Origin of the sequence: Klebsiella ornithinolytica NBRC 105727 = ATCC 31898 (assembly GCF_001598295.1) — a bacterium.
GTDB classification, from domain to species: Bacteria; Pseudomonadota; Gammaproteobacteria; order Enterobacterales; family Enterobacteriaceae; genus Klebsiella; species Klebsiella ornithinolytica.
In genome coordinates, this window is sequence record NZ_BCYR01000022.1 from 42,680 (window position 1) to 60,891 (window position 18,212).

The following is an 18,212-nucleotide window of genomic DNA, read 5'->3' on the forward strand; positions in this document are numbered from 1 at the left end:
AGGTGAATATATGAAGGAATTAATACTGTTAATTCCTCTGGGCAGCGCTTTGCTTTTAACCGGGTGCGCGGGCACAGAGACGGAATTTGAATGTAATGCCACGACATCGGATACCTGTATGACGATGGAGCAGGCCAATGAAAAGGCGAAAGCAAAAGAGGAAAGTGCTTCGGCAAAGCCGGCTGCGGCAGGGTTGCCACAACTGGCTGAGGGTAATTTCAGAACAACGTCAGTTAATTCGTACCCGTTGCCGCCACAGCCCAACCTGACCCGGGCCAGAGTGGCCGTGGAAAAAGATCGAGCACGTGCAGTGTACCTAAATAATCCAACGGCAAAGAATGAAGCAGCATATTTCGAAACCGAGAAACGGAGCCAGTCTTTGCCGGTAGTAAAAATGTCTTTACCGGTGGTCGCGTCAACGTTTTCGTCACCGTCAACGCTGCCAGGTAATTATCCCCGGCCATTGAGAAAAGGGGAGGAGACAACGTCTTTGTGGATAGCGCCGTATGTAGATTCAGATGATGTTTATCACCAGCCCACAACGGTTGTATTTGTGGTTAAGCCATCGGCATGGGGCCAGCCCCGCATTAACTAATCAACAGCGCCGTTAATGGCGCTGTATATCTCTTTTTATTACTGGCTTTAAACGAGTGCCCTGTGCGTTGAAAGGGATGGGCGGTAGCGTACATAAATATTTTATGCTGAAAGGTAAATTGAAACCCATCTGTCTGGTTATAGCACTTATTTTGATGGTCCCTGGTGGATTGATTTTTTTATCAGTGCTCGGTGCTGTGAAAGAAGGAAGTCAGACATCTGATTTTACGGCGATTATATGGGTCTGTTTAATTATGGTGTTTACAGGCGTGGTTATGGTATTTAAATGGTTAGACAGTTAAATGATTAGGCAGAGGTGATAAAAAACATGTGGGATGACAGGATTATAAATTGCTTTTGTTTGGTTATGGTTGTGTTGGTGGGTGTAATGTTTTTTTTTAAATTAACACAACCCAGCAATGACGATTTAATTAAGGACGGTAAATACTGGTCAGCTGACTGCATTCTGAAGGAGGTTGATATTCCTACCGGTTTTTTAACTGGTAACATTAATCGACTGGATTGTTCCGGGGTCGTTGTTAATGTGGTGAAGGGAAAATACGACCAGGCAGTATCTGCGTATAACAAATCTAAAAATCAGAGGTGATGCAGGATGATTAACTTTAAAGATTTCACTGGTCTTAAAGAGAGTACATTCTTTATCTCTCAGGATGAAAAGCAAGCGACTATTGATATGAATGAATGGATTGAAAACAATACGGTTTCAATAATGTCGATTGAAACGATAGTGAAAGAATATCGATTTGTTTGTGTCAGGCTCTGGTACAAAGAGGAACGTTGAGGACGTGGTGCTGAACATCATAAAGATGAAAATATTGAAATCAAAGCCAGTGAGCCACCGAACGATACCAGGAGAAACTTGAAATGAACGCATTTTACTATGGTATCAATCTGGGATGGATAGCGGGAATATTTCTGGCGCTCTTTATTGTGGGGGGCATCCTGGCAGCATCAATGTGTGCAATCCCACAGAAGTATCAAAGCCGTTTTAACGCTGGGAACACCTTTATCTGGAGCTCACTGGCCGCCGTGGTGGGACTGGCTGGGATACTCCCCATCCTGATTATGACGGTATCAATGGATGACCTGGAAGCAGGTAAACACTGGCACACAGAATGCAAACTGATGGAAGTCAACATTCGGGATGGTGCCTTTTCAGAGCCTGTGAATAGACTGGATTGCGCCGGGGTTATCATCAATGTACCGTCCGAAAAATATTATCGTTATATCTCTGAATGGCAATTGTATAAGGCTAAAAATAAATGAAATCAGATGAGATGAGCTGGTTTAAACATGTTCTTAGTTTGTCTGTAATAATCATTTTTGCAGGTTTTTTGTTTTATCTTTATGACTCGGAATACAGAGGTGACAAAATAGCGACCGAAGAACAGTTGCTGGATATTTCTCATGAAATACCCTGTGCGGGAGAGGCTTTTTGGATGGTGCTTCGTAATAACCCGAAGCCGTTAACCCTTCGCTCAGCGAATAAAATAGCCTCAGAGTGTAACGAGAGGAATAAGCAACTTCAGGTATTAAGTAAAACCCGCTCCGATGAGGGGTGAATATATCCGTCAGTGGCAATTACATAAGGCTGGCGATAAATGAATTTACCCGGTTGGCATAATAATTATTAATGAGGTTTTTTAATTATGGCTTTGATTAAAAAGTATGGTTTTTTGCTTATTCCTGCGTTGTACTGGCTCATCTATCTGGGTGTCAGATTGACTTACAACGGACTGGCTGGAGAGTACACACCAGATTTCATTCAGAGTATACGCCATGACGGTGTGTTTATTATCTGCAGCTTACTGGTGTTTTATATTGCCTGTTTAAGAGTTGATGTCAGTGACGGAGAGCTTTCAGGGGTGCTCTTTTTGGCTGTTATTCTTTTTCATGTTGCTGCATTAATTATCTCGCTTCTTATCTGTTTATGGCAGGGGACACTGTTGTCGGATGTTATTTTTATCTGGCAACTGGGCACCTCGATGATGATGTTAGTGTTCATCCCTGTACTCACTTTTAGATATGCTTAGTTATCCCATAAAAAATACAGCGTCTGACATGTCTGTTGTTTGCTGCTTCATCTCTTTTTTTATTATTTAAACGCTCATTAAGGAACGCTCACATGCGTAATAACCTGATGGATACCGTCGCTCAGGCCGTGAACTCGCTTGTGTCGGCACTACAGTTACCTGATGAATCTGCGAAAGCGAATGACACGCTGGGCAGCATGAATTTCCCCCAGTTCAGCCGGATTTTACCCTATCAGGATTATGATTCTGAAACAGGGCTTTTTATTAACACGAAAACGATCGGCTTTATGCTGGAAGCCCGACCCCTGCCGGGGGCAAACAAGGATATTGTCGGCACACTGGAGCATTTGTTGCGGACAAAAATCCCTCGTGGCGTGCCGTTCACTATTAATCTGGTGTCCAGTAAGCTCGTCGGGAACGACATTGAGTACGGGCTGCGTGAATTTAGCTGGAGCGGTAAGGAGGCGGAGAAGTTCAACGCCATTACCCGTGCCTATTATCTCCGCGCGGCAGAAACCCGCTTCCCTTTGCCGGAAAGCATGGATTTACCCCTGACCCTGCGGAACTATCGGGTCTTTATTTCCTGCTGTATCCCGAGAAAAAAGAAAAGCAAAGCACAGATAGTCGAGCTTGAGAACCAGGTCAAAATTATCCGCGCCTCACTGGGTGGCGCCTATATTCCCACGCGTGTTATGGACGGTGCCGCGCTGGTCGAACTGATGCGTGAAGTGATTAATCCTGATCCGGGGGAGATGTATCACAAACCCTATAAACTGGACCCGTATCAGGACCTCAACTATCAGTGTGTGGAAGACAGTTTTGACATGAAGGTCACGGCCGGGCACCTGAAGATCGGTCGTCTTGGTCACAACGGGAAAGAGACAGTCACCAGGGTGACCAGCTATCACCTTGAACGTGACCCGGAAATTGCCTTCCTCTGGACCAGTGCGGATAACTACGCCAATTTACTGAGCCCTGAGCTCTCCATCTCCTGTCCGTTTGTGATCACACTGACACTGATGGTGGAAGACCAGGTGAAGACCCAGAATGAAGCCAACCTGAAGTTCATGGACCTGGAGAAGAAAAGCAAAACCTCTTACGCCAAATACTTCCCGTCAGTGGAGAAAGAAGTCAAAGAATGGGGTGATATCCGCCAGCGTCTGGCGACCAACCAGACCAGCCTTGTGTCATATTTTTTCAATATCACCACCTATACCCAGGACAATGTTGAAGCCTCACTCACCACCGAACAGCAGGTGCTGAACAGTTTTCGTAAAGGCGGTTTCCAGCTGATCCCTGCCCGCTACCATCACCTGCGTAACTTTCTGGCCATGTTGCCCTTCAAATCCGGTGAGGGACTGTTCAGAGAGCTGCAGGCGGCCGGGGTGGTCAAACGGGCCGAAACGTTCCAGGTCGCCAATCTTCTGCCCGTGGTGGCCGACAGCCCGCTGGCCCCGGCCGGTCTGCTGGCGCCGACCTACCGCAACCAGCTGGCGTATATCGACCTTTTTTATGAAGGCATGGATAACACCAACTTCAATATGGCGGTCTGCGGCACCTCCGGGGCAGGTAAAACGGGGCTGATACAGCCGCTGATCCGCAGCGTGCTGGACTCCGGCGGTTTTGCCTGGGTGTTCGATATGGGGGATGGCTATAAGTCCCTGTGCGAAAACATGGGCGGGGTCTACCTCGATGGTGATTCGCTGAAGTTTAACCCGTTCGCCAATATTCTCGATGATGCCCACTTTGACCTCTCCGCGGAACGTATCCGTGACCAGATGTCAGTGATGGCCAGTCCGAACGGTAACCTGGATGAGGTCCACGAAGGCCTGCTGTTGCAGGCTGTGCAGGCGGCCTGGCTGAGCAAAGGGACGCATGCCCGCATCGATGATGTGGTGGCGTTCCTGCAGAGCGCCAAAGACAGTGAGGAATATGCCGACTCTCCGACCATCCGCAGCCGCCTGGACGAGATGATTATTCTCCTCGATCAGTACACGGTGAACGGGATTTACGGGGAGTACTTTAACTCGGACAAACCCACCCTGCGCGATGACGCCCGGATGGTGGTGCTGGAACTGGGGGGACTTGAATCGCGCCCGTCTCTGCTGATTGCCGTCATGTTCTCGCTGATTATCTATATCGAGAACCGGATGTACCAGTCCCCCCGGAGCCTGAAAAAGCTCAACGTCATTGACGAAGGCTGGAAACTGCTCGATTTCAAAAACGAAAAAGTGGGGCAGTTTATTGAGAAAGGGTACCGGACCGCGCGCCGGCATACCGGTGCCTACATCACCATCACCCAGAATATAGTCGACTTCGATTCTCCCACCGCATCCACCGCAGCCCGGGCGGCCTGGGGTAACTCCTCGTACAAGTCGATCCTCAAACAGTCAGCCAAAGAGTTCGCCAAATATAACCAGCTGTATCCGGATCAGTTCTCAAAGATGGAGCAGGACATGATTAACAGTTTCGGCTCTGCAAAAGAGCAGTGGTTCAGTTCTTTCATGCTGCAGGTGGAAGCGAACTGCTCCTGGCATCGTCTGTTCGTCGACCCGCTCAGCCGGGCCATGTATTCCTCCAAAGGCGCGGACTTTGAATTTATCCAGGCGCGTCGGAAGGAGGGTGTCGATATTCATGACGCGGTGTATGAGCTGGCCTGCCTTAACTTCCCGGCGGAAATGGCTGAGCTGGAAGCCCGCATCGCACGCGATAACGTAAGGAATACAGCCTGATGGAAAACAGTACAGAAAAACAGACAAGCACGACGTCCTCAACCTTCCGCCGGGTTTCCGTCATCGTTGCCCTGGTGCTCTTCACGCTGGCGACCAACGTCTTCCTCACGCGGGTGGTACTGGAGTACACCACGCCGCGGGTGGTGGCCTTTGATATGAAGAAAACGCTCGACAGTTTTATGGACAGTGTCAGTCAGAAACAGCTGTCAGAGGCGCAGTCCAAAGCGCTGTCGGAGCGGTTTAACAGTGCGCTGGAGCAGAGCCTGGCGGATTACCAGCTACAACATCATGTCCTCATCCTGGTCTCGCCGGCGGTGGTTCAGGGCGCTCCCGATGTGACCCGGACAATCCAGACGGACATCGCCCGCCGGATGAAAGGAGGCCGCGAATGATACGTCTTCGTCGTTACCTCCTAGCCAGTTGTCTGTTGTCGCCATTGACCTATGCCGCCGACCTCGGAACCTGGGGGGATTTATGGCCCGTCCGTGAGCAGGACATGCTGGAACTTATCACGCAGCGGCTGCAGGGACTGCAACAATCCGGCCAGTGGGATAAGACAATGGGCGAGTTTAAGCAGCGGGTGATCGAGAACAGCCAGCGCCCGGCCCCGGTGGAGGGGCTGCACAGAGCGGAGAAATATGCGCAACGCTGGTTTGACCCCAGCATTCGCCTGACGGAAGACCTGAAGGATAACGAAGGGCGGGTGTTTGCTCACCAGGGCGAGCTCATCAATCCCCTGAAAACCGTGCCCTTTATGCAGACCCTGTACTTTATCAACGGCGACGATCCTGACCAGATAGCCTGGATGAAACGCCAGGTGCCGGAAACGCTGATGAGCAAGATTATCCTGGTCCGGGGCAGCGTCCCTGACACCTCGGCTGCGCTGGACAGCCGGATTTATTTTGACCAGAACGGTGTGCTTTCAAAACGGTTCGGCCTGACCAGTGTGCCGGCGCGTATTACGCCGGCGCCCTCCGGTGAGCGGCTGAATATCGAAACCTTTCCTGTTAAATAAGGACGTTTCAGTGAAATCCCTGACCCTGTTTCTGAGTGCCCTGATGATGTGGGGATACAGCCTCAGTGCGGCTGCGGACCCCTCCTGCGAGGGACGTTTTGTTAACCCGATCACCGATGTCTGCTGGCAATGCATTTTTCCGATGTCCATCGGGAGTGTGTCGGTTGCGGCCGGAGGTGGCCCGGATACCGTGAATCCGGCCAGTCCGGTTCAGTACTGTCCCGCACCGCCCCCGATATTTGTTCGTATCGGTCTGGCGATTGGCTACTGGGAGCCGATGGCCATGACGGATGTCAGCCGTTCACCTGGCTGCATGGTGAACCTCGGGGGATTCAGTATCAATCTCGGCAAGACCGGGATGGGTACGGCTAAGAAGGATGACAGGCAGGTGAACGGGGCCTTCTATCACGTCCACTGGTACAAGTATCCGCTGACCTACTGGCTGAACATCATGACCTCAGCCGGGTGCCTGGAAGGAGGCGATATGGATATTGCCTATTTATCCGAAATCGACCCGACCTGGGTGGACAGCAGCCTGACCACCATTCTGAATCCGGAAGCGATTTTGTTTGCTAACCCGATCGCCCAGGGCGCCTGTGCGGCAGATGCGATTGCCAGTGCATTCAACAAACCACTCGATATTTTGTTCTGGTGCGCCGGCTCTCAGGGTTCGATGTACCCGTTTTCTGGCTGGGCCAGCAACGAGTCCAGTCCCCTGCAGTCATCGCTGTTACTCAGTGAGCGAATGGCCTACAAGCTTCACCGGCAGGGACAAATCATGGAGACCGTCGGCGCAGATGTGGCGGTCTGCTACGAATACCCGTCTCCGATCATCCCAAAAGAGCGGTGGCGCTATCAGATGGTGAATATGTATCCGGACAGCGGTCAGTGCCACCCTCTCGGGCGCAGTGTGATGCGCTGGGAGGCGGGCAGAAATCCACCCAACACGCGGAAAAACTACGGCTACCTGATGTGGCGTAAACGTAACTGTGTCTACCTCTGAATGGAGTCCCTGATGAAGTTAAAGAATGTATTAATGACGCTGGTTGTATTGTCAGGCCCAGTCGTCGCTGCCGGTAGCCCAGGCAGTCCGACTACGGCAGACAGGGAGTGGCTGAAACAGCAGGAAAACCTCAGTGAACAGTTACGTCAGCATCCGGACAAACAGCTGCAGCAGGAACTGGAAGCGCAGATTAACCGCAATCCCCTGGCACAGTCCGATCGTCAGTTTATTGACAACCTGGCCAGTCAACAAAAGGAGGCTAACCAGGAAAAACCGACTGAAGGGGCGCTGTACTTTGTCTCCTTCTCGATACCGGAAGAAGGTCTGAAGCGAATGCTTCACGAAACAAAGCAGTACAGCATTCCTGCCACGTTGCGAGGGCTGGTTAACAACGATATGAAAGCGACGACCGATGCGGTGATGAACCTGGTGAACGACGGGGTGACTGACGGTGTGCAAATCGACCCGACGCTGTATACGCAGTACAACATCCGTAGCGTGCCGGCCCTGGTGGTGCGCTGTCAGGCCGGCTTCGACGTGGTGCATGGCAATATCAGGCTGAAGCAGGCGCTGGAGAAGGTCGCAGAGAAAGGGGACTGCGCGCAGACGGCCCGACAGATGCTCGACCTGTCCTCAGGTGCCATCAGGAGCCAGCCATGAATGGAAAACCGTACCATTATATCGACAAGGATATCCGGTACCTGGTGGCCTGTATGAACGCCCATGAGTTCAGGACCTACGCATCCTGTCAGGGGTACGGGTTACCGGTTGATTCCATTATGCCTTATATCGCTTTCACCTCGTCTGTTGCGAAGGCCTCACGGCTCAGCCAGTGTCTGCGTGAAGATGCTGAATCAGGAGATCCTGTACTGAACTGGGGATGGGATATCACCGGCAGTTTTGATTCAACGTATTCCCTCTGTTTTCGGCTAAGCCCGACGAAGCCACATAACCACTTAAGCCGCTGGCGTCGGGGCTCTCTGCGAGGCGATTTCAATGTCATTGCGTGCTATGTGAAAAAACAAGGAGAGTTCTCATGAAAGAGGTTCCCCTCATTATTACTCTGCACGCTGCTGTGCTCGGGACATTTATCTGGTTTATGACGCCGGTCTGTGCCGACAGCAGTACGGATTACAAAGCCGGTTCGGATTTCGCAAAACAGGTTCAGGGAGGGGGGCTCGATGCTCTGAAAAACTTTAATGGTGAGCAGACCTTACCCGGTTATACCTCCCGACCCGACCAGACGAAATACTACGGTGGCGTGACAGCCAGCGGTGACAGTTCCCTGAAAAGTGACTCTGCTTCGGAGTTCAGCCAGAACGAGGCCGGACAAAGTATCACGGAGTCGTTCACCAACCGGCCCCCTGACAGTATTTCAGCGGATGCCCCCTTTATTCAGGCGGCACAGGACACCGAATCCCGGGCGGACAGCATTGTCGGCGATACCGGTCAGGCCTGTACGGCACAGGTGGTTAATCGTAGCGAGTTCACGAACCATACGTGCGAGCGGGATTTGCAGGTGGAGAACTTCTGCACGCGGGAGGCGACGCTGAAAGACAACGCCACGACGCAAAAGGTCAGTCGTACCTACCAGCAGGCTGTCCCGATGAATTTCACCCGAAACAGCACCCGATGGAGCGGGACGCTGACCATCCCGTCGACAGGGCGGCTGCTCAGCGTGTCTGTTGACGGTGAACCTCTGCCGGTTCCCTGGATTTATGAATGTGACAACGAAGGAAAGGTCAGAGACAGTTGCAAGCTTGCAGTCAGTGAAAACATCAGCCTCTTTGATAAAACATTCCCTGTCGATGTGATGACCTGGCCGAATACGGTGACGACGTGCTCCGGGGGCCAGAACACACACTGTACAAGTCATTACTACGATGGCACCGGGAAAATTCATCAGTCTTTCAGCATGGACCGGAACGTTGTCGCCGGGCAGAGCTTTCCGGTAACGAAAACGTCGAAAACCCAGCCATCAGTGAATGTTAAATCCATTCAGGTGACGGTCATACTGGTCATGGAGGAGACGGAAACCGTATTTGCACCAGAGGTGGTCTGGGTTGAAAGTTGTCCGTTCAGCAAGGACGAAGGCACGAAAACAGGTGAAGAATGTATCAGCCCGGGCGGGACAAAAACCCTCAACCTGGGCGGGAAGGCGTATTCCTTCACAGAAGCATGCTGGAAATACAAGGACACCTGGCTCACACAGCCTGCGGATCATGGCTCCTGTGAGAGCCTGATGAACAATACAGCCTGCACGCTCTCTTCACGTCAGTGTGCCTTCACCGGTGAAGACGGGACCTGTCTGCATGAGTATGCCACGTACTCCTGCGAAACCCGGACCAGCGGTAAGCAGATGATCTGCGGCGGGGATGTATTCTGCCTTGATGGTGAATGCGATAAAGCGGTCAGCGGCACGAACAACGGCTTTGGACAGGCAGTTTCAGAGCTCGCGGCGCTGGCCGCTGCGGGTAAAGATGTTGCGGCGCTGAACGGGGTGGACGTCAGGGCATTCACCGGCAAGGCAAAATTCTGTAAGAAGTTCGCTGCAGGCTTCAGCAACTGCTGCAAGGACAGCGGATGGGGCCAGGATGTGGGCCTGGCACGCTGCAGCAGCGAAGAGAAGGCGCTGGCCAAAGCGAAAACCAACAAGCTGACAGTCAGTATTGGTGAGTTCTGCTCGAAGAAGGTACTGGGGATCTGTCTGGAGAAAAAACGCAGTTACTGCCAGTTTGACTCAAAACTGGCTCAGATAGTCCAGGAGCAAGGCCGTAACGGACAGCTGCATATTGGGTTCGGTGGTGCCAGCAGTCCGGACTGCCGGGGGATCACGGTAGCAGAACTGCAGGGCATTAACTTTAATCAGCTGGACTTCACGAACTTCATGGAGGACCTGATAAATAACCAGAAAATACCGGATAACAGTGAGCTGACTGATAAAACAAAACAACGCATAAAAGAACTTCTCACGCAGTCTTCAGCAAAATGATTTCTGAATAATTAAATTTAAAGGTGATAAAATGACAGCGTCATTTATGATGATATTTCAGCTGCTGACCTTGTTTTTAATTCCATTCATCCTTGCTGTGTTCATGTCAGGCCGCAGCCTGATCCTGATATTTTTCGGTGCTCTGACATCACAGGCAACAGTTGCTGTCGCGTTTTCTCTGCTCTCCAGTCGGGACGGGGCTGAGTGTATGGGGATGGGGGCACTGTCGCTTGTTTTTTATGTCATCACGTTGTCCCGTATTGAAAATAATAAGGATGGTTTAAATGAATAGACTGGTCAGGTCCGCCACGGTTTTGTTTTTTATTCTAATAATGCCATTTTCAAATGCCGCAAGCAGAGAGGAACTCGAGAAGCTGTATTCAATGCAGATGCCCGGCACTGTCATTCAGTGTAAGAGAACAGATGAAACGTTTTTTACAAAAATAAGAATGATTTCCCGGTATACGGTTACGGAGCAAAGTGAAAATAAAACAAAAATGGATGGGCGGGTTGCCATGTACGCCACCGGTCTGAAAACGTTACGATTTGAAGCTGAATTTAAAGCTACCCGGACAATGCTGGATACTCGTGATATGTGGGAGGTCGACCCCGACTCGCTGGTTATGAAAGTATCAGGTGAGGATGCAAAACGCTTTAAAAATAAGGGAGGGGTTGATTTTTTCAGGGATAATAGCAGGTTAAACTATGACGATCACTCTGATATTCGATTTACTACCTACCCCGATTATATTATCGGGGAGGATGACCCCGGATTCTTTACATCAAAAGGCGCAGAGGAATGTACCACTCGCTTTGCTGACAGTTTTCCCGCGGGGAAAGCCGGGCTGAAGGTGAAGGAGGATAACAGTAATAAGGAACACAACCATGAAAATTAACTTTCATAAATATCCTGCCGTCGATTTTCTGGTGAGATTACTGCTGACAATAATCATTATCTCCCCTGTGCTGTATTTCTCATGGGATGCCGTCAAAGGGACGTCAGGTAGTGATTATATTGAGAGTGTGGTTTTTATTCTCATGGTCGGTTTTTTCTGGCTGGTGAGTTACCTGTTTTTTTCTGCTCTGGCGGGACTGATAAAAACCAGTCGTAAGGAGAAAAAAAGATGACTCAGCCTATGCCACTATTTTTCACGATGTGACCAGGAGGGGGGCATGGAAGAGAAAAAATCATACGGGGTGGTGATGCTGTTTGTCGGCGTGTTTGTCGTCTTCCTGGTCTGTGTCATGTCGTACAGCCTGTGGCGCGATAAGCAGATTAATGCGTTTATGACCACCAACCGGGCCTGGGGTATTCAGTGTGACCGGGTTTCTCAGGCCGCGTGGGTGGTTAAAGGAGGGGAGCGGGTGAACCTGGAAATGAATTCGCTTCCCCTGTACTGCAGCGGGTATCGCTTTGAAGCCCGCAATGACGCAGGAAAAACACGGCGTCTTCTTGATAAGTACAGCGTCTATCAGCATCTGTCACGCCAGCCGCGTTAATTCATAAAAGGGTATTTACCATGCGAACAATACATGCCGCCATGCTGGCGGGGTGCCTTTGCTGCACCCTGATGCCGGCTTACGCAAAAGACGCGGGCTGGCAGTGGTACAACGAGAAACTGAAGTCCCGGGAAGAAGAGCAACTGCCGGCACCAGCGGCCTCACCGCCGCAAATGGATATTCTGGAGAAACAGGCAGCTCTGCAACATGCAACGAAAAAAGCATTAGCGGAAGCCATCTTGTACCCCTCAGTGCCGGCTTTTGTGAAGTTCTTCCGTCTCCAGAACTACTGGACGCAGCAGGCTGGCCTGTTCTCGATGAGCGCAAAGAAAGCCATGCTGGAAAACCCGGAGCTCGATTACAACCTGCAGTACAGCCACTACAACGGCACTGTGAAAAACCAGCTGGCTGCCGACTATGCCGAACAGCGAAAGGCTATCGCCACTCTCGCACAGCACTACGGTGTGATGTTCTTCTACCGGGGGCGTGAGGCCATCGATGGACAGCTGGTCCAGGTGATTCAGAACTTTCGCGAGACTTACGGCCTGAGCGTGATACCGGTCTCTGTGGACGGCGTGGTGAATCCCCTGCTCCCTGACAGCCGGATGGACCAGGGCCAGTCACAGCAGCTCGGCGTGAAGTACTTCCCGGCGATGATGCTGGTCAACCCGAAAAGCGGGCAGGTGAAACCCCTCAGTTACGGCTTTATCAGTCAGGACGACCTGGCAAAACAGTTTCTCTATGTCTCCAGCGACTTTAAACCCAATTTTTAAGGAGAGTGTCATGCGAAAGATTCGTTTTCCCGATTTAGACATTACCGGGATGTGGGTGCTGGCCGTGGGCGTATTTTTCCATCTTATCGCCCGGCTGGTAAGGAAGCAGCCTGAGATGGCCATTCAGGCCGGAGAAATTCTGGGGTTAGGGATGGTTATTTTCGGCGGGTACAAAATTATCAACGCCCTGATTGCTGAGGCAGAAAAACAGGAGAAAGCCCGTGAAAAGCCATCTGAAGATAATTAGTACGGGCGCTCTGCTGCTGGCACTTTCTCCCGTGATTTACGCCGGTACACTCGATGAAGTGAAATCCCTCTGGGATCCGCAGGGCATAACTGGCGCCGCTCCGGCGGCATCCACTGGCGTACCTGCGTCTGAGAAGCCGGTCTCTCAGGTCCGCTTGTACCGGCTCAGCAACGGCAGACAGGTCAACCTCAGCGACTGGAAAGTGGTGTTGTTTATGCAGGGGCACTGCCCGTACTGCCACAAGTTTGACCCGGTCCTGAAGCAGTTATCAGGCCAGTATGGTTTCTCCGTGTTCTCTTACACCATTGACGGGCAGGGGGATGAAGCGTTTCCCGAAGCGCTGCCGGCACCGCCTGACGTGATGCAGACCTTTTTCCCGAATATCCCGGTGGCCACGCCGACCACGTTTCTGGTCAACGTGAACACCCTGGCGGCATACCCGATATTGCAGGGAGCCACGGATGCGCAGGGGTTTATGGCCAGAATGGATACCGTATTTCAGATGATGGGGGCGACAGGGAATGAGCAACATTAAAAGGGCCGCGCTGGCCGGAGGTTTTTTGCTGGGTATCTCTCTCCCGGCCGCCGCCGATGTGAACGGCGATATGAACAACTTTTTCAACAAGCTGGGGTTCGCGTCCAATACCAGCCAGCCTCAGGTCTGGCAGGGGCAGGCGGCGGGTTACGCCTCCGGTGGTTCGCTGTATGCCCGGACGCAGGTGAAAACCATTCAGCTGGTCAGTATGACCCTGCCGGATATTAATGCCGGCTGTGGCGGTATCGATGCCTACCTCGGATCGTTTTCTTTTATCAACAGCGAGCAGCTGCAGCGATTCGGCAAACAAATCATGTCCAACGCGGCGGGGTATTTCTTTGATCTCGCCCTGCAGACCACCGTACCGGAAATCAAAACCGCAAAAGACTTCCTGCAGAAGATGGCCAGCGACATCAACAGCATGAACCTCAGCAGCTGCCAGGCGGCACAGGGGATCGTCGGGGGGCTTTTCCCCCGCACTCAGGTAGCCCAGCAGAAAGTCTGCCAGGACATCGCCGGTGAGAGCAATATCTTTGCCGACTGGGCGGCTTCCCGTCAGGGGTGTTCGGTTGGTGGCCAGATGGACAAGGTGCAGGACAAAGCCAGCGACAAGGATAAGGAGCGGGTCATGAAAAACATCAACATTATGTGGAATGCCCTTTCCAAAAACCGGCTCTTCGACGATAACAAAGAGCTGAAGGAGTTTGTGATGACCCTGACCGGTACCCTGATTTTTGGCGAGAACAGCGAAATTACGCCGCTGCCGGCACGGACCACCGATCAGGACCTGATTAAGGCGATGATGGAGGGGGGCACGGCCAAAATCTACCACTGCAATGATTCGGACAAGTGCCTGAAGGTTGTCGCCGATGCGACGGTCACTATAGCCGCAAACAAAGCGCTGAAGAACCAGATTTCCACGCTACTGAGCAGCATCCAGAACAAGGCTGTGGCGGATGAAAAACTAACGGAGCAGGAGAAGGGCTTTATCTCCAGCACCACCATCCCGGTCTTTAAATACCTGGTTGACCCGCAGATGCTCGGGGTCTCGAATACCCTGCTTTACCAGCTGACGGACTATATCGGCTACGACATCCTGCTGCAGTACATTCAGGAGCTGATCCAGCAGGCGAGGACGATGGTGGCCACCGGGAACTACCCGCAGTCAACGATGGATATGATCCTCGAAAACCTGAATCAGGCGAGTGTCCAGATAGCCGCCTTCCAGTCCCGGGTCCAGGTCCAGCAGGACGCGTTGCTGGTCGTTGACCGGCAGATGAGCTACATGCGCCAGCAGGTGTCTGCCCGCATGATGACCCGTTACCAGAACAACTACCATTTCGGAGGGAGCCTCTGATGCTGGAAATCTACACGATAGCCGGCGGCGACTGGTTCAGGGGCAACCTGAATGCCATTTCCGCCTTCATGAGTACCGGTACCTGGTCCTCTATTGAGAAAATGTGCATTGCCTTTTCCGTGCTGATCGTCGCCGGCAGCTGGGTGAAAAAACACAACATCATGGACCTGGTCGGCTGGGTGTTTGCCCTGACACTGGTCTCGATGCTGGTCGTCATCCGCAAACCGGTGCAGATTATCGACTACAGCAATGTGTCTCAGGTCTATCAGGTTGACAACGTGCCAATTGGGCTGGCTATTCCCGCCTCCCTGACTACACGCATCGGGAATGCACTGGTACAAAGTTATGAGATGATTTTCGCCCTGCCGGACAGTGTGACTTACAGCAAAACGGGGATGTTATTTGGCGGGAACCTGGTTGCCAAAAGCACAGACTTTATCTCGCAGAACCCGGAAATCACCACCCTGTTCTCAGACTATGTCCAGAACTGCGTGATGGGCGATATTTTTCTCAATCATAAGTATTCCCTTGAGGAACTGCTGAACTCGGAAGACCCCTACACGATTATTTTTTCTAACCCCAGCCCGCTTCGCGGCGTTTTTGACAAAAACAATCAGTTTAAAACCTGCCAGGAAGCCTCCCGTGATTTGAAATCAGCCCTGGCGCTGGATACCCAGACCGGCGGGAAGACCTGGAGCTACTATGTGCGCCAGTTGTTTGGGGGTAAACCTAACCCGGACCTGCTGTTCAGCCAGATGATCGGTGACAGCTACAGCTTCTTCTACAGTTCGGGGCAGAATGCGGGGCAGATTATCCGCCAGAACGTGACGATGAATGCCCTGCGCAGCGGTATCCAGAGCTACGCAGCCCGCAGTGGCGATACGGCCAGCCTGGTGAACATCGCCAATACTTCGTCGCTGGAAAAACAACGTCTGGCCCAGGCGACAATGGGACATCAGGCGCTGCGTTCTCTGCCCATGATGCAGACGGTGATACTGGGTATTATGTTTGGCCTGTTCCCGATAATGGTCATGGCGGCGATGTTCAACATGATGACCATGCAGGTGCTGAAGGGCTACGTCTTTGCCCTGATGTGGCTGCAGTCGTGGCCTCTGCTGTACGCTATCCTGAACAGCGCGATGGCTTACTATGCGAAGCAAAATGGGGTGCCGGTGGTCCTCTCTGAGCTCTCTCAGCTGCAGCTGAAAAACTCGGATATTGCCACCACCGCGGGCTATATCTCGATGATGATCCCCCCGCTCAGCTGGGCGATGATTAAAAGTATGGGGGCAGGTTTCTCCAGCGCCTACAGCCACTTTGCTTCGTCCGGCCTCAGCTCCACGTCGCAGGCCTCCTCCAGCGTGGTGGACGGGAATTATTCGTTCTCAAATATGCAGACGGACAATGTCAGCGGGAACAGCTGGAGCACCAACAGTTCCACCGCGTTTGGGCAGATGTCCCGGCAGCTGGCGAATGGGGGCATGCAGACACAGACAGGTGACGGGACGACGATCTGGGATTCGCGCTCCTCTAAGCTGCCAGTAGAAATTAACGTCAGCCGGCAACTGGCCAGCGCCAATCAACAGATGGCCCGGGAATCCGATGTTCAGGCGGAAAGCGCACTGCATGGCTATAACAGCAGTGTGACGAGTGCCTGGAACAGCCTGAAACAGTTTGGCACAAATATGGGTACCAGTGCATCGACGACGAGTGGGGCCGACAATACTGAGTCTTCACAGGATTCAATGGCCAGAAGTAAAATGTGGAGTGCTGTTGTTTCTAATGCAAAAGCCAACAACATCAGCAATGAAGAGTCATTCCAGCAGTTGATGGATGACTCCTCTAAAAGAACTCAATCCTTTGATATGCATGCATCTGGTAAATGGAGTTCCGGGGACCAGTTGTTTGGCAAGCTTGGTAAGTGGGGCACGGGATTATCTGCTGAAGTTGGTGGTAAAGGAAGCGCTGGATGGGGTCACAGCTCAGGTAATACTGATAATGTTAGCTCTTCCGGTCGGGAATCACATGACAGCCGGCATGACACGAGCAGTCAGGCGGCGAAAGACTTCAAGGAAGCTTCCGATTACTTTACCAGCCGTAAAACGACCAACTCTGGCAATATTACCGATAACAATGCCAGCTCTCGCGTGGATCAGTTTGCCGCATCACTTTCCAGTGCGAAAAACAGCTACGACCAGTATACAAACAGCCGTACACGCAGCCATGAATACAGTGAAATGGCTTCACGTACTGAAAGTATGAGCGGTCAGATGAACGAGAATCTGACGCAACAGTTTGCGACTTTTGTTCAGCAACGTGCGCCACAGGATGCTGAAGCCATTTTGACCAACACCAGTTCTCCGGAAGTCGCTGCGCAACGTGAAGCCCTGGCACGTGAATTCGTCAAAGAGCAGGTTGAGCCAAAGATTGATGGTGCATACCAACAGGGGCGAGAGGCCATTGGCCAGAATATGTCTGGTGTATCAGGCGGTGGCGATCGTGCCACGGTGATGGCGGATTACGGGCATAATTCTGGAAATATTGAGACGATGACCCAGGATGCGGCAATTAATAATAATGTGAAACAGACAGTAGGTTCGATGATACACAATAACAATCAGGCTCATCAACAAACTCAACATGAAATTCAGGGGCAGGGAGGTGAAGTTAAAAAGCAGCATTCTGATCTTGAAAAAAGCCATAATTTGGAAGGAAATAAATTCGAAAATGAATATAATGAAAGAAAGAGTGAAGCCAAATCGCTGGCAGGGGCTGACTCTCCACGCGAGTTAGAGGAAAAGGCAGTTAACCTTCAAAAGGATTATCTTGACGGGAAAAGGTGAAAACGATGATAACTAATAAGATCATTATAGAGGAAGTAGATGAGCTGAGACATATGCTTTTACAGGGGAAGGCTGAAGTTCCGTCCTTTTGGTCATGTATGTGGCCTGGATTAGTTATAGTTTCCTGGAATATACTTTGTGCAATGATTAGTGTGAATCAAAACTACCTTGCAGTAAAATATATTTTTTGGGTCGTAATATTCCCAGGAGGGGTGGGGCTGATACTTCTTCTTGGTATCGCAAGTGCGCGCTCTTTATTTTTTTCAGTGCCAAAATCCTTTAGGGTACGTTCAAATATATATCGGTTTTTTTTCAGAAAAATTATTGTTTATGCATTTGTTTATATGTCGTTGGTTTTTATTCTTGCTTTTTTGAATCGTTTTTTCTATGACTCACCATTTCCTTTTGGATTTATGGTTTTTTTTACGGCAATTTTTATGGGGATTGTTATGAATCTGGATTTTGGGAGATATCAACTATCGTTACTCACATCTGCCATAACCTCTTTCAAGGCTAGTTAGCTGGCAAGCTGTCCTTCAGTCCCAGCCAGCCAATTATCTTGATAAT

At 51.3% G+C, this 18,212-nt stretch carries 22 protein-coding genes; all 22 read left to right on the forward strand.

Going from position 1 to position 18,212, the window contains the following annotated elements:
• Positions 1-10: 10 nt before the first annotated feature.
• The 22 genes from traV to ROR01S_RS24655 all read left to right on the forward strand — a co-directional run bounded on the left by traV (position 11) and on the right by ROR01S_RS24655 (position 18,166).
• The gene (gene traV / locus ROR01S_RS24540) at positions 11-595 is read left to right on the forward strand and encodes a type IV conjugative transfer system lipoprotein TraV (protein WP_064343530.1); all 585 of its coding nucleotides are present in this window, start codon (positions 11-13) and stop codon (positions 593-595) included.
• Between the two features lie 612 nt (positions 596-1,207).
• A complete protein-coding gene (locus ROR01S_RS24555; RefSeq protein ID WP_053390286.1) occupies positions 1,208-1,396 on the forward strand; it encodes a hypothetical protein in 189 nt (62 codons plus the stop codon).
• Between the two features lie 83 nt (positions 1,397-1,479).
• On the forward strand, positions 1,480-1,881 hold the full coding sequence (locus tag ROR01S_RS27645; protein ID WP_064343532.1) for a hypothetical protein: 402 nt from the start codon (positions 1,480-1,482) through the stop codon (positions 1,879-1,881).
• Positions 1,878-2,177: a hypothetical protein gene (locus ROR01S_RS24565; protein WP_053390308.1), complete on the forward strand. Its 300-nt coding sequence runs from the start codon at positions 1,878-1,880 to the stop codon at positions 2,175-2,177. The genes ROR01S_RS27645 and ROR01S_RS24565 overlap by 4 nt, the downstream gene beginning before the upstream one ends.
• Positions 2,178-2,264: 87 nt before the next feature.
• The gene (locus tag ROR01S_RS24570; protein ID WP_064359955.1) at positions 2,265-2,648 is read left to right on the forward strand and encodes a hypothetical protein; all 384 of its coding nucleotides are present in this window, start codon (positions 2,265-2,267) and stop codon (positions 2,646-2,648) included.
• A gap of 92 nt (positions 2,649-2,740) precedes the next feature.
• The gene (gene traC / locus ROR01S_RS24575; protein WP_064343533.1) at positions 2,741-5,380 is read left to right on the forward strand and encodes a type IV secretion system protein TraC; all 2,640 of its coding nucleotides are present in this window, start codon (positions 2,741-2,743) and stop codon (positions 5,378-5,380) included.
• Complete coding sequence (trbI, locus tag ROR01S_RS24580; protein WP_064343534.1) at positions 5,380-5,772, forward strand: type-F conjugative transfer system protein TrbI; 393 nt, start codon at positions 5,380-5,382, stop codon at positions 5,770-5,772. Before traC ends, trbI begins: the two co-directional genes overlap by 1 nt.
• Positions 5,769-6,395, forward strand: coding sequence for a type-F conjugative transfer system protein TraW (gene traW / locus ROR01S_RS24585; protein ID WP_064343535.1), 627 nt, complete (start codon positions 5,769-5,771; stop codon positions 6,393-6,395). The genes trbI and traW overlap by 4 nt, the downstream gene beginning before the upstream one ends.
• Before the next feature lie 43 nt (positions 6,396-6,438).
• Complete coding sequence (traU, locus tag ROR01S_RS24590; RefSeq protein WP_229295972.1) at positions 6,439-7,398, forward strand: conjugal transfer pilus assembly protein TraU; 960 nt, start codon at positions 6,439-6,441, stop codon at positions 7,396-7,398.
• A 12-nt stretch (positions 7,399-7,410) separates the two neighbouring features.
• Complete coding sequence (gene trbC / locus ROR01S_RS24595; protein WP_064343536.1) at positions 7,411-8,058, forward strand: type-F conjugative transfer system pilin assembly protein TrbC; 648 nt, start codon at positions 7,411-7,413, stop codon at positions 8,056-8,058.
• Positions 8,055-8,438, forward strand: coding sequence for a hypothetical protein (locus ROR01S_RS24600; RefSeq protein ID WP_053390297.1), 384 nt, complete (start codon positions 8,055-8,057; stop codon positions 8,436-8,438). Before trbC ends, ROR01S_RS24600 begins: the two co-directional genes overlap by 4 nt.
• On the forward strand, positions 8,435-10,390 hold the full coding sequence (traN, locus tag ROR01S_RS24605; RefSeq protein ID WP_064359956.1) for a type-F conjugative transfer system mating-pair stabilization protein TraN: 1,956 nt from the start codon (positions 8,435-8,437) through the stop codon (positions 10,388-10,390). The genes ROR01S_RS24600 and traN overlap by 4 nt, the downstream gene beginning before the upstream one ends.
• A 31-nt stretch (positions 10,391-10,421) precedes the next feature.
• A complete protein-coding gene (locus tag ROR01S_RS24610) occupies positions 10,422-10,682 on the forward strand; it encodes a hypothetical protein (protein ID WP_053390216.1) in 261 nt (86 codons plus the stop codon).
• The gene (locus ROR01S_RS24615) at positions 10,675-11,286 is read left to right on the forward strand and encodes a hypothetical protein (protein WP_053390217.1); all 612 of its coding nucleotides are present in this window, start codon (positions 10,675-10,677) and stop codon (positions 11,284-11,286) included. Before ROR01S_RS24610 ends, ROR01S_RS24615 begins: the two co-directional genes overlap by 8 nt.
• Positions 11,276-11,518 carry a conjugal transfer protein TrbE gene (trbE, locus tag ROR01S_RS24620; RefSeq protein ID WP_053390218.1) on the forward strand — a complete coding sequence of 81 codons (243 nt, stop codon included), beginning with the start codon at positions 11,276-11,278 and terminating at the stop codon, positions 11,516-11,518. The genes ROR01S_RS24615 and trbE overlap by 11 nt, the downstream gene beginning before the upstream one ends.
• 45 nt (positions 11,519-11,563) lie before the next feature.
• Entirely contained in the window at positions 11,564-11,890 is a 327-nt protein-coding gene (locus ROR01S_RS24625) for a hypothetical protein (RefSeq protein WP_053390219.1), read from the forward strand.
• 20 nt (positions 11,891-11,910) lie between these two features.
• A complete protein-coding gene (gene traF / locus ROR01S_RS24630; protein ID WP_053390220.1) occupies positions 11,911-12,663 on the forward strand; it encodes a type-F conjugative transfer system pilin assembly protein TraF in 753 nt (250 codons plus the stop codon).
• Positions 12,664-12,673: 10 nt separating this feature from the next.
• Positions 12,674-12,910: a type-F conjugative transfer system pilin chaperone TraQ gene (gene traQ / locus ROR01S_RS24635; RefSeq protein ID WP_053390221.1), complete on the forward strand. Its 237-nt coding sequence runs from the start codon at positions 12,674-12,676 to the stop codon at positions 12,908-12,910.
• A complete protein-coding gene (gene trbB / locus ROR01S_RS24640; protein WP_039698500.1) occupies positions 12,885-13,445 on the forward strand; it encodes a type-F conjugative transfer system pilin assembly thiol-disulfide isomerase TrbB in 561 nt (186 codons plus the stop codon). The genes traQ and trbB overlap by 26 nt, the downstream gene beginning before the upstream one ends.
• Positions 13,432-14,802: a conjugal transfer pilus assembly protein TraH gene (gene traH, locus ROR01S_RS24645; protein ID WP_049078362.1), complete on the forward strand. Its 1,371-nt coding sequence runs from the start codon at positions 13,432-13,434 to the stop codon at positions 14,800-14,802. Before trbB ends, traH begins: the two co-directional genes overlap by 14 nt.
• Positions 14,802-17,645: a conjugal transfer mating-pair stabilization protein TraG gene (gene traG / locus ROR01S_RS24650; RefSeq protein WP_064359957.1), complete on the forward strand. Its 2,844-nt coding sequence runs from the start codon at positions 14,802-14,804 to the stop codon at positions 17,643-17,645. Before traH ends, traG begins: the two co-directional genes overlap by 1 nt.
• 5 nt (positions 17,646-17,650) lie before the next feature.
• Entirely contained in the window at positions 17,651-18,166 is a 516-nt protein-coding gene (locus tag ROR01S_RS24655; protein WP_049078360.1) for a conjugal transfer protein TraS, read from the forward strand.
• Positions 18,167-18,212: the final 46 nt, after the last annotated feature.

Excerpts from the sequence above, each read along its gene's own strand:
- traV (WP_064343530.1), top strand. The coding sequence starts at position 11 with ATGAAGGAATTAATACTGTTAATTCCTCTGGGCAGCGCTTTGCTTTTA.
- ROR01S_RS24655 (WP_049078360.1), top strand. The coding sequence starts at position 17,651 with ATGATAACTAATAAGATCATTATAGAGGAAGTAGATGAGCTGAGACAT.
- trbC (WP_064343536.1), top strand. The coding sequence starts at position 7,411 with ATGAAGTTAAAGAATGTATTAATGACGCTGGTTGTATTGTCAGGCCCA.
- traF (WP_053390220.1), top strand. The coding sequence starts at position 11,911 with ATGCGAACAATACATGCCGCCATGCTGGCGGGGTGCCTTTGCTGCACC.
- ROR01S_RS24555 (WP_053390286.1), top strand. The coding sequence starts at position 1,208 with ATGATTAACTTTAAAGATTTCACTGGTCTTAAAGAGAGTACATTCTTT.
- ROR01S_RS27645 (WP_064343532.1), top strand. The coding sequence starts at position 1,480 with ATGAACGCATTTTACTATGGTATCAATCTGGGATGGATAGCGGGAATA.
- traH (WP_049078362.1), top strand. The coding sequence starts at position 13,432 with ATGAGCAACATTAAAAGGGCCGCGCTGGCCGGAGGTTTTTTGCTGGGT.
- traG (WP_064359957.1), top strand. The coding sequence starts at position 14,802 with ATGCTGGAAATCTACACGATAGCCGGCGGCGACTGGTTCAGGGGCAAC.
- traQ (WP_053390221.1), top strand. The coding sequence starts at position 12,674 with ATGCGAAAGATTCGTTTTCCCGATTTAGACATTACCGGGATGTGGGTG.
- ROR01S_RS24565 (WP_053390308.1), top strand. The coding sequence starts at position 1,878 with ATGAAATCAGATGAGATGAGCTGGTTTAAACATGTTCTTAGTTTGTCT.
- traW (WP_064343535.1), top strand. The coding sequence starts at position 5,769 with ATGATACGTCTTCGTCGTTACCTCCTAGCCAGTTGTCTGTTGTCGCCA.
- traU (WP_229295972.1), top strand. The coding sequence starts at position 6,439 with ATGATGTGGGGATACAGCCTCAGTGCGGCTGCGGACCCCTCCTGCGAG.
- ROR01S_RS24615 (WP_053390217.1), top strand. The coding sequence starts at position 10,675 with ATGAATAGACTGGTCAGGTCCGCCACGGTTTTGTTTTTTATTCTAATA.
- trbI (WP_064343534.1), top strand. The coding sequence starts at position 5,380 with ATGGAAAACAGTACAGAAAAACAGACAAGCACGACGTCCTCAACCTTC.
- traN (WP_064359956.1), top strand. The coding sequence starts at position 8,435 with ATGAAAGAGGTTCCCCTCATTATTACTCTGCACGCTGCTGTGCTCGGG.
- ROR01S_RS24610 (WP_053390216.1), top strand. The coding sequence starts at position 10,422 with ATGACAGCGTCATTTATGATGATATTTCAGCTGCTGACCTTGTTTTTA.
- ROR01S_RS24600 (WP_053390297.1), top strand. The coding sequence starts at position 8,055 with ATGAATGGAAAACCGTACCATTATATCGACAAGGATATCCGGTACCTG.
- trbE (WP_053390218.1), top strand. The coding sequence starts at position 11,276 with ATGAAAATTAACTTTCATAAATATCCTGCCGTCGATTTTCTGGTGAGA.
- ROR01S_RS24570 (WP_064359955.1), top strand. The coding sequence starts at position 2,265 with ATGGCTTTGATTAAAAAGTATGGTTTTTTGCTTATTCCTGCGTTGTAC.
- ROR01S_RS24625 (WP_053390219.1), top strand. The coding sequence starts at position 11,564 with ATGGAAGAGAAAAAATCATACGGGGTGGTGATGCTGTTTGTCGGCGTG.
- traC (WP_064343533.1), top strand. The coding sequence starts at position 2,741 with ATGCGTAATAACCTGATGGATACCGTCGCTCAGGCCGTGAACTCGCTT.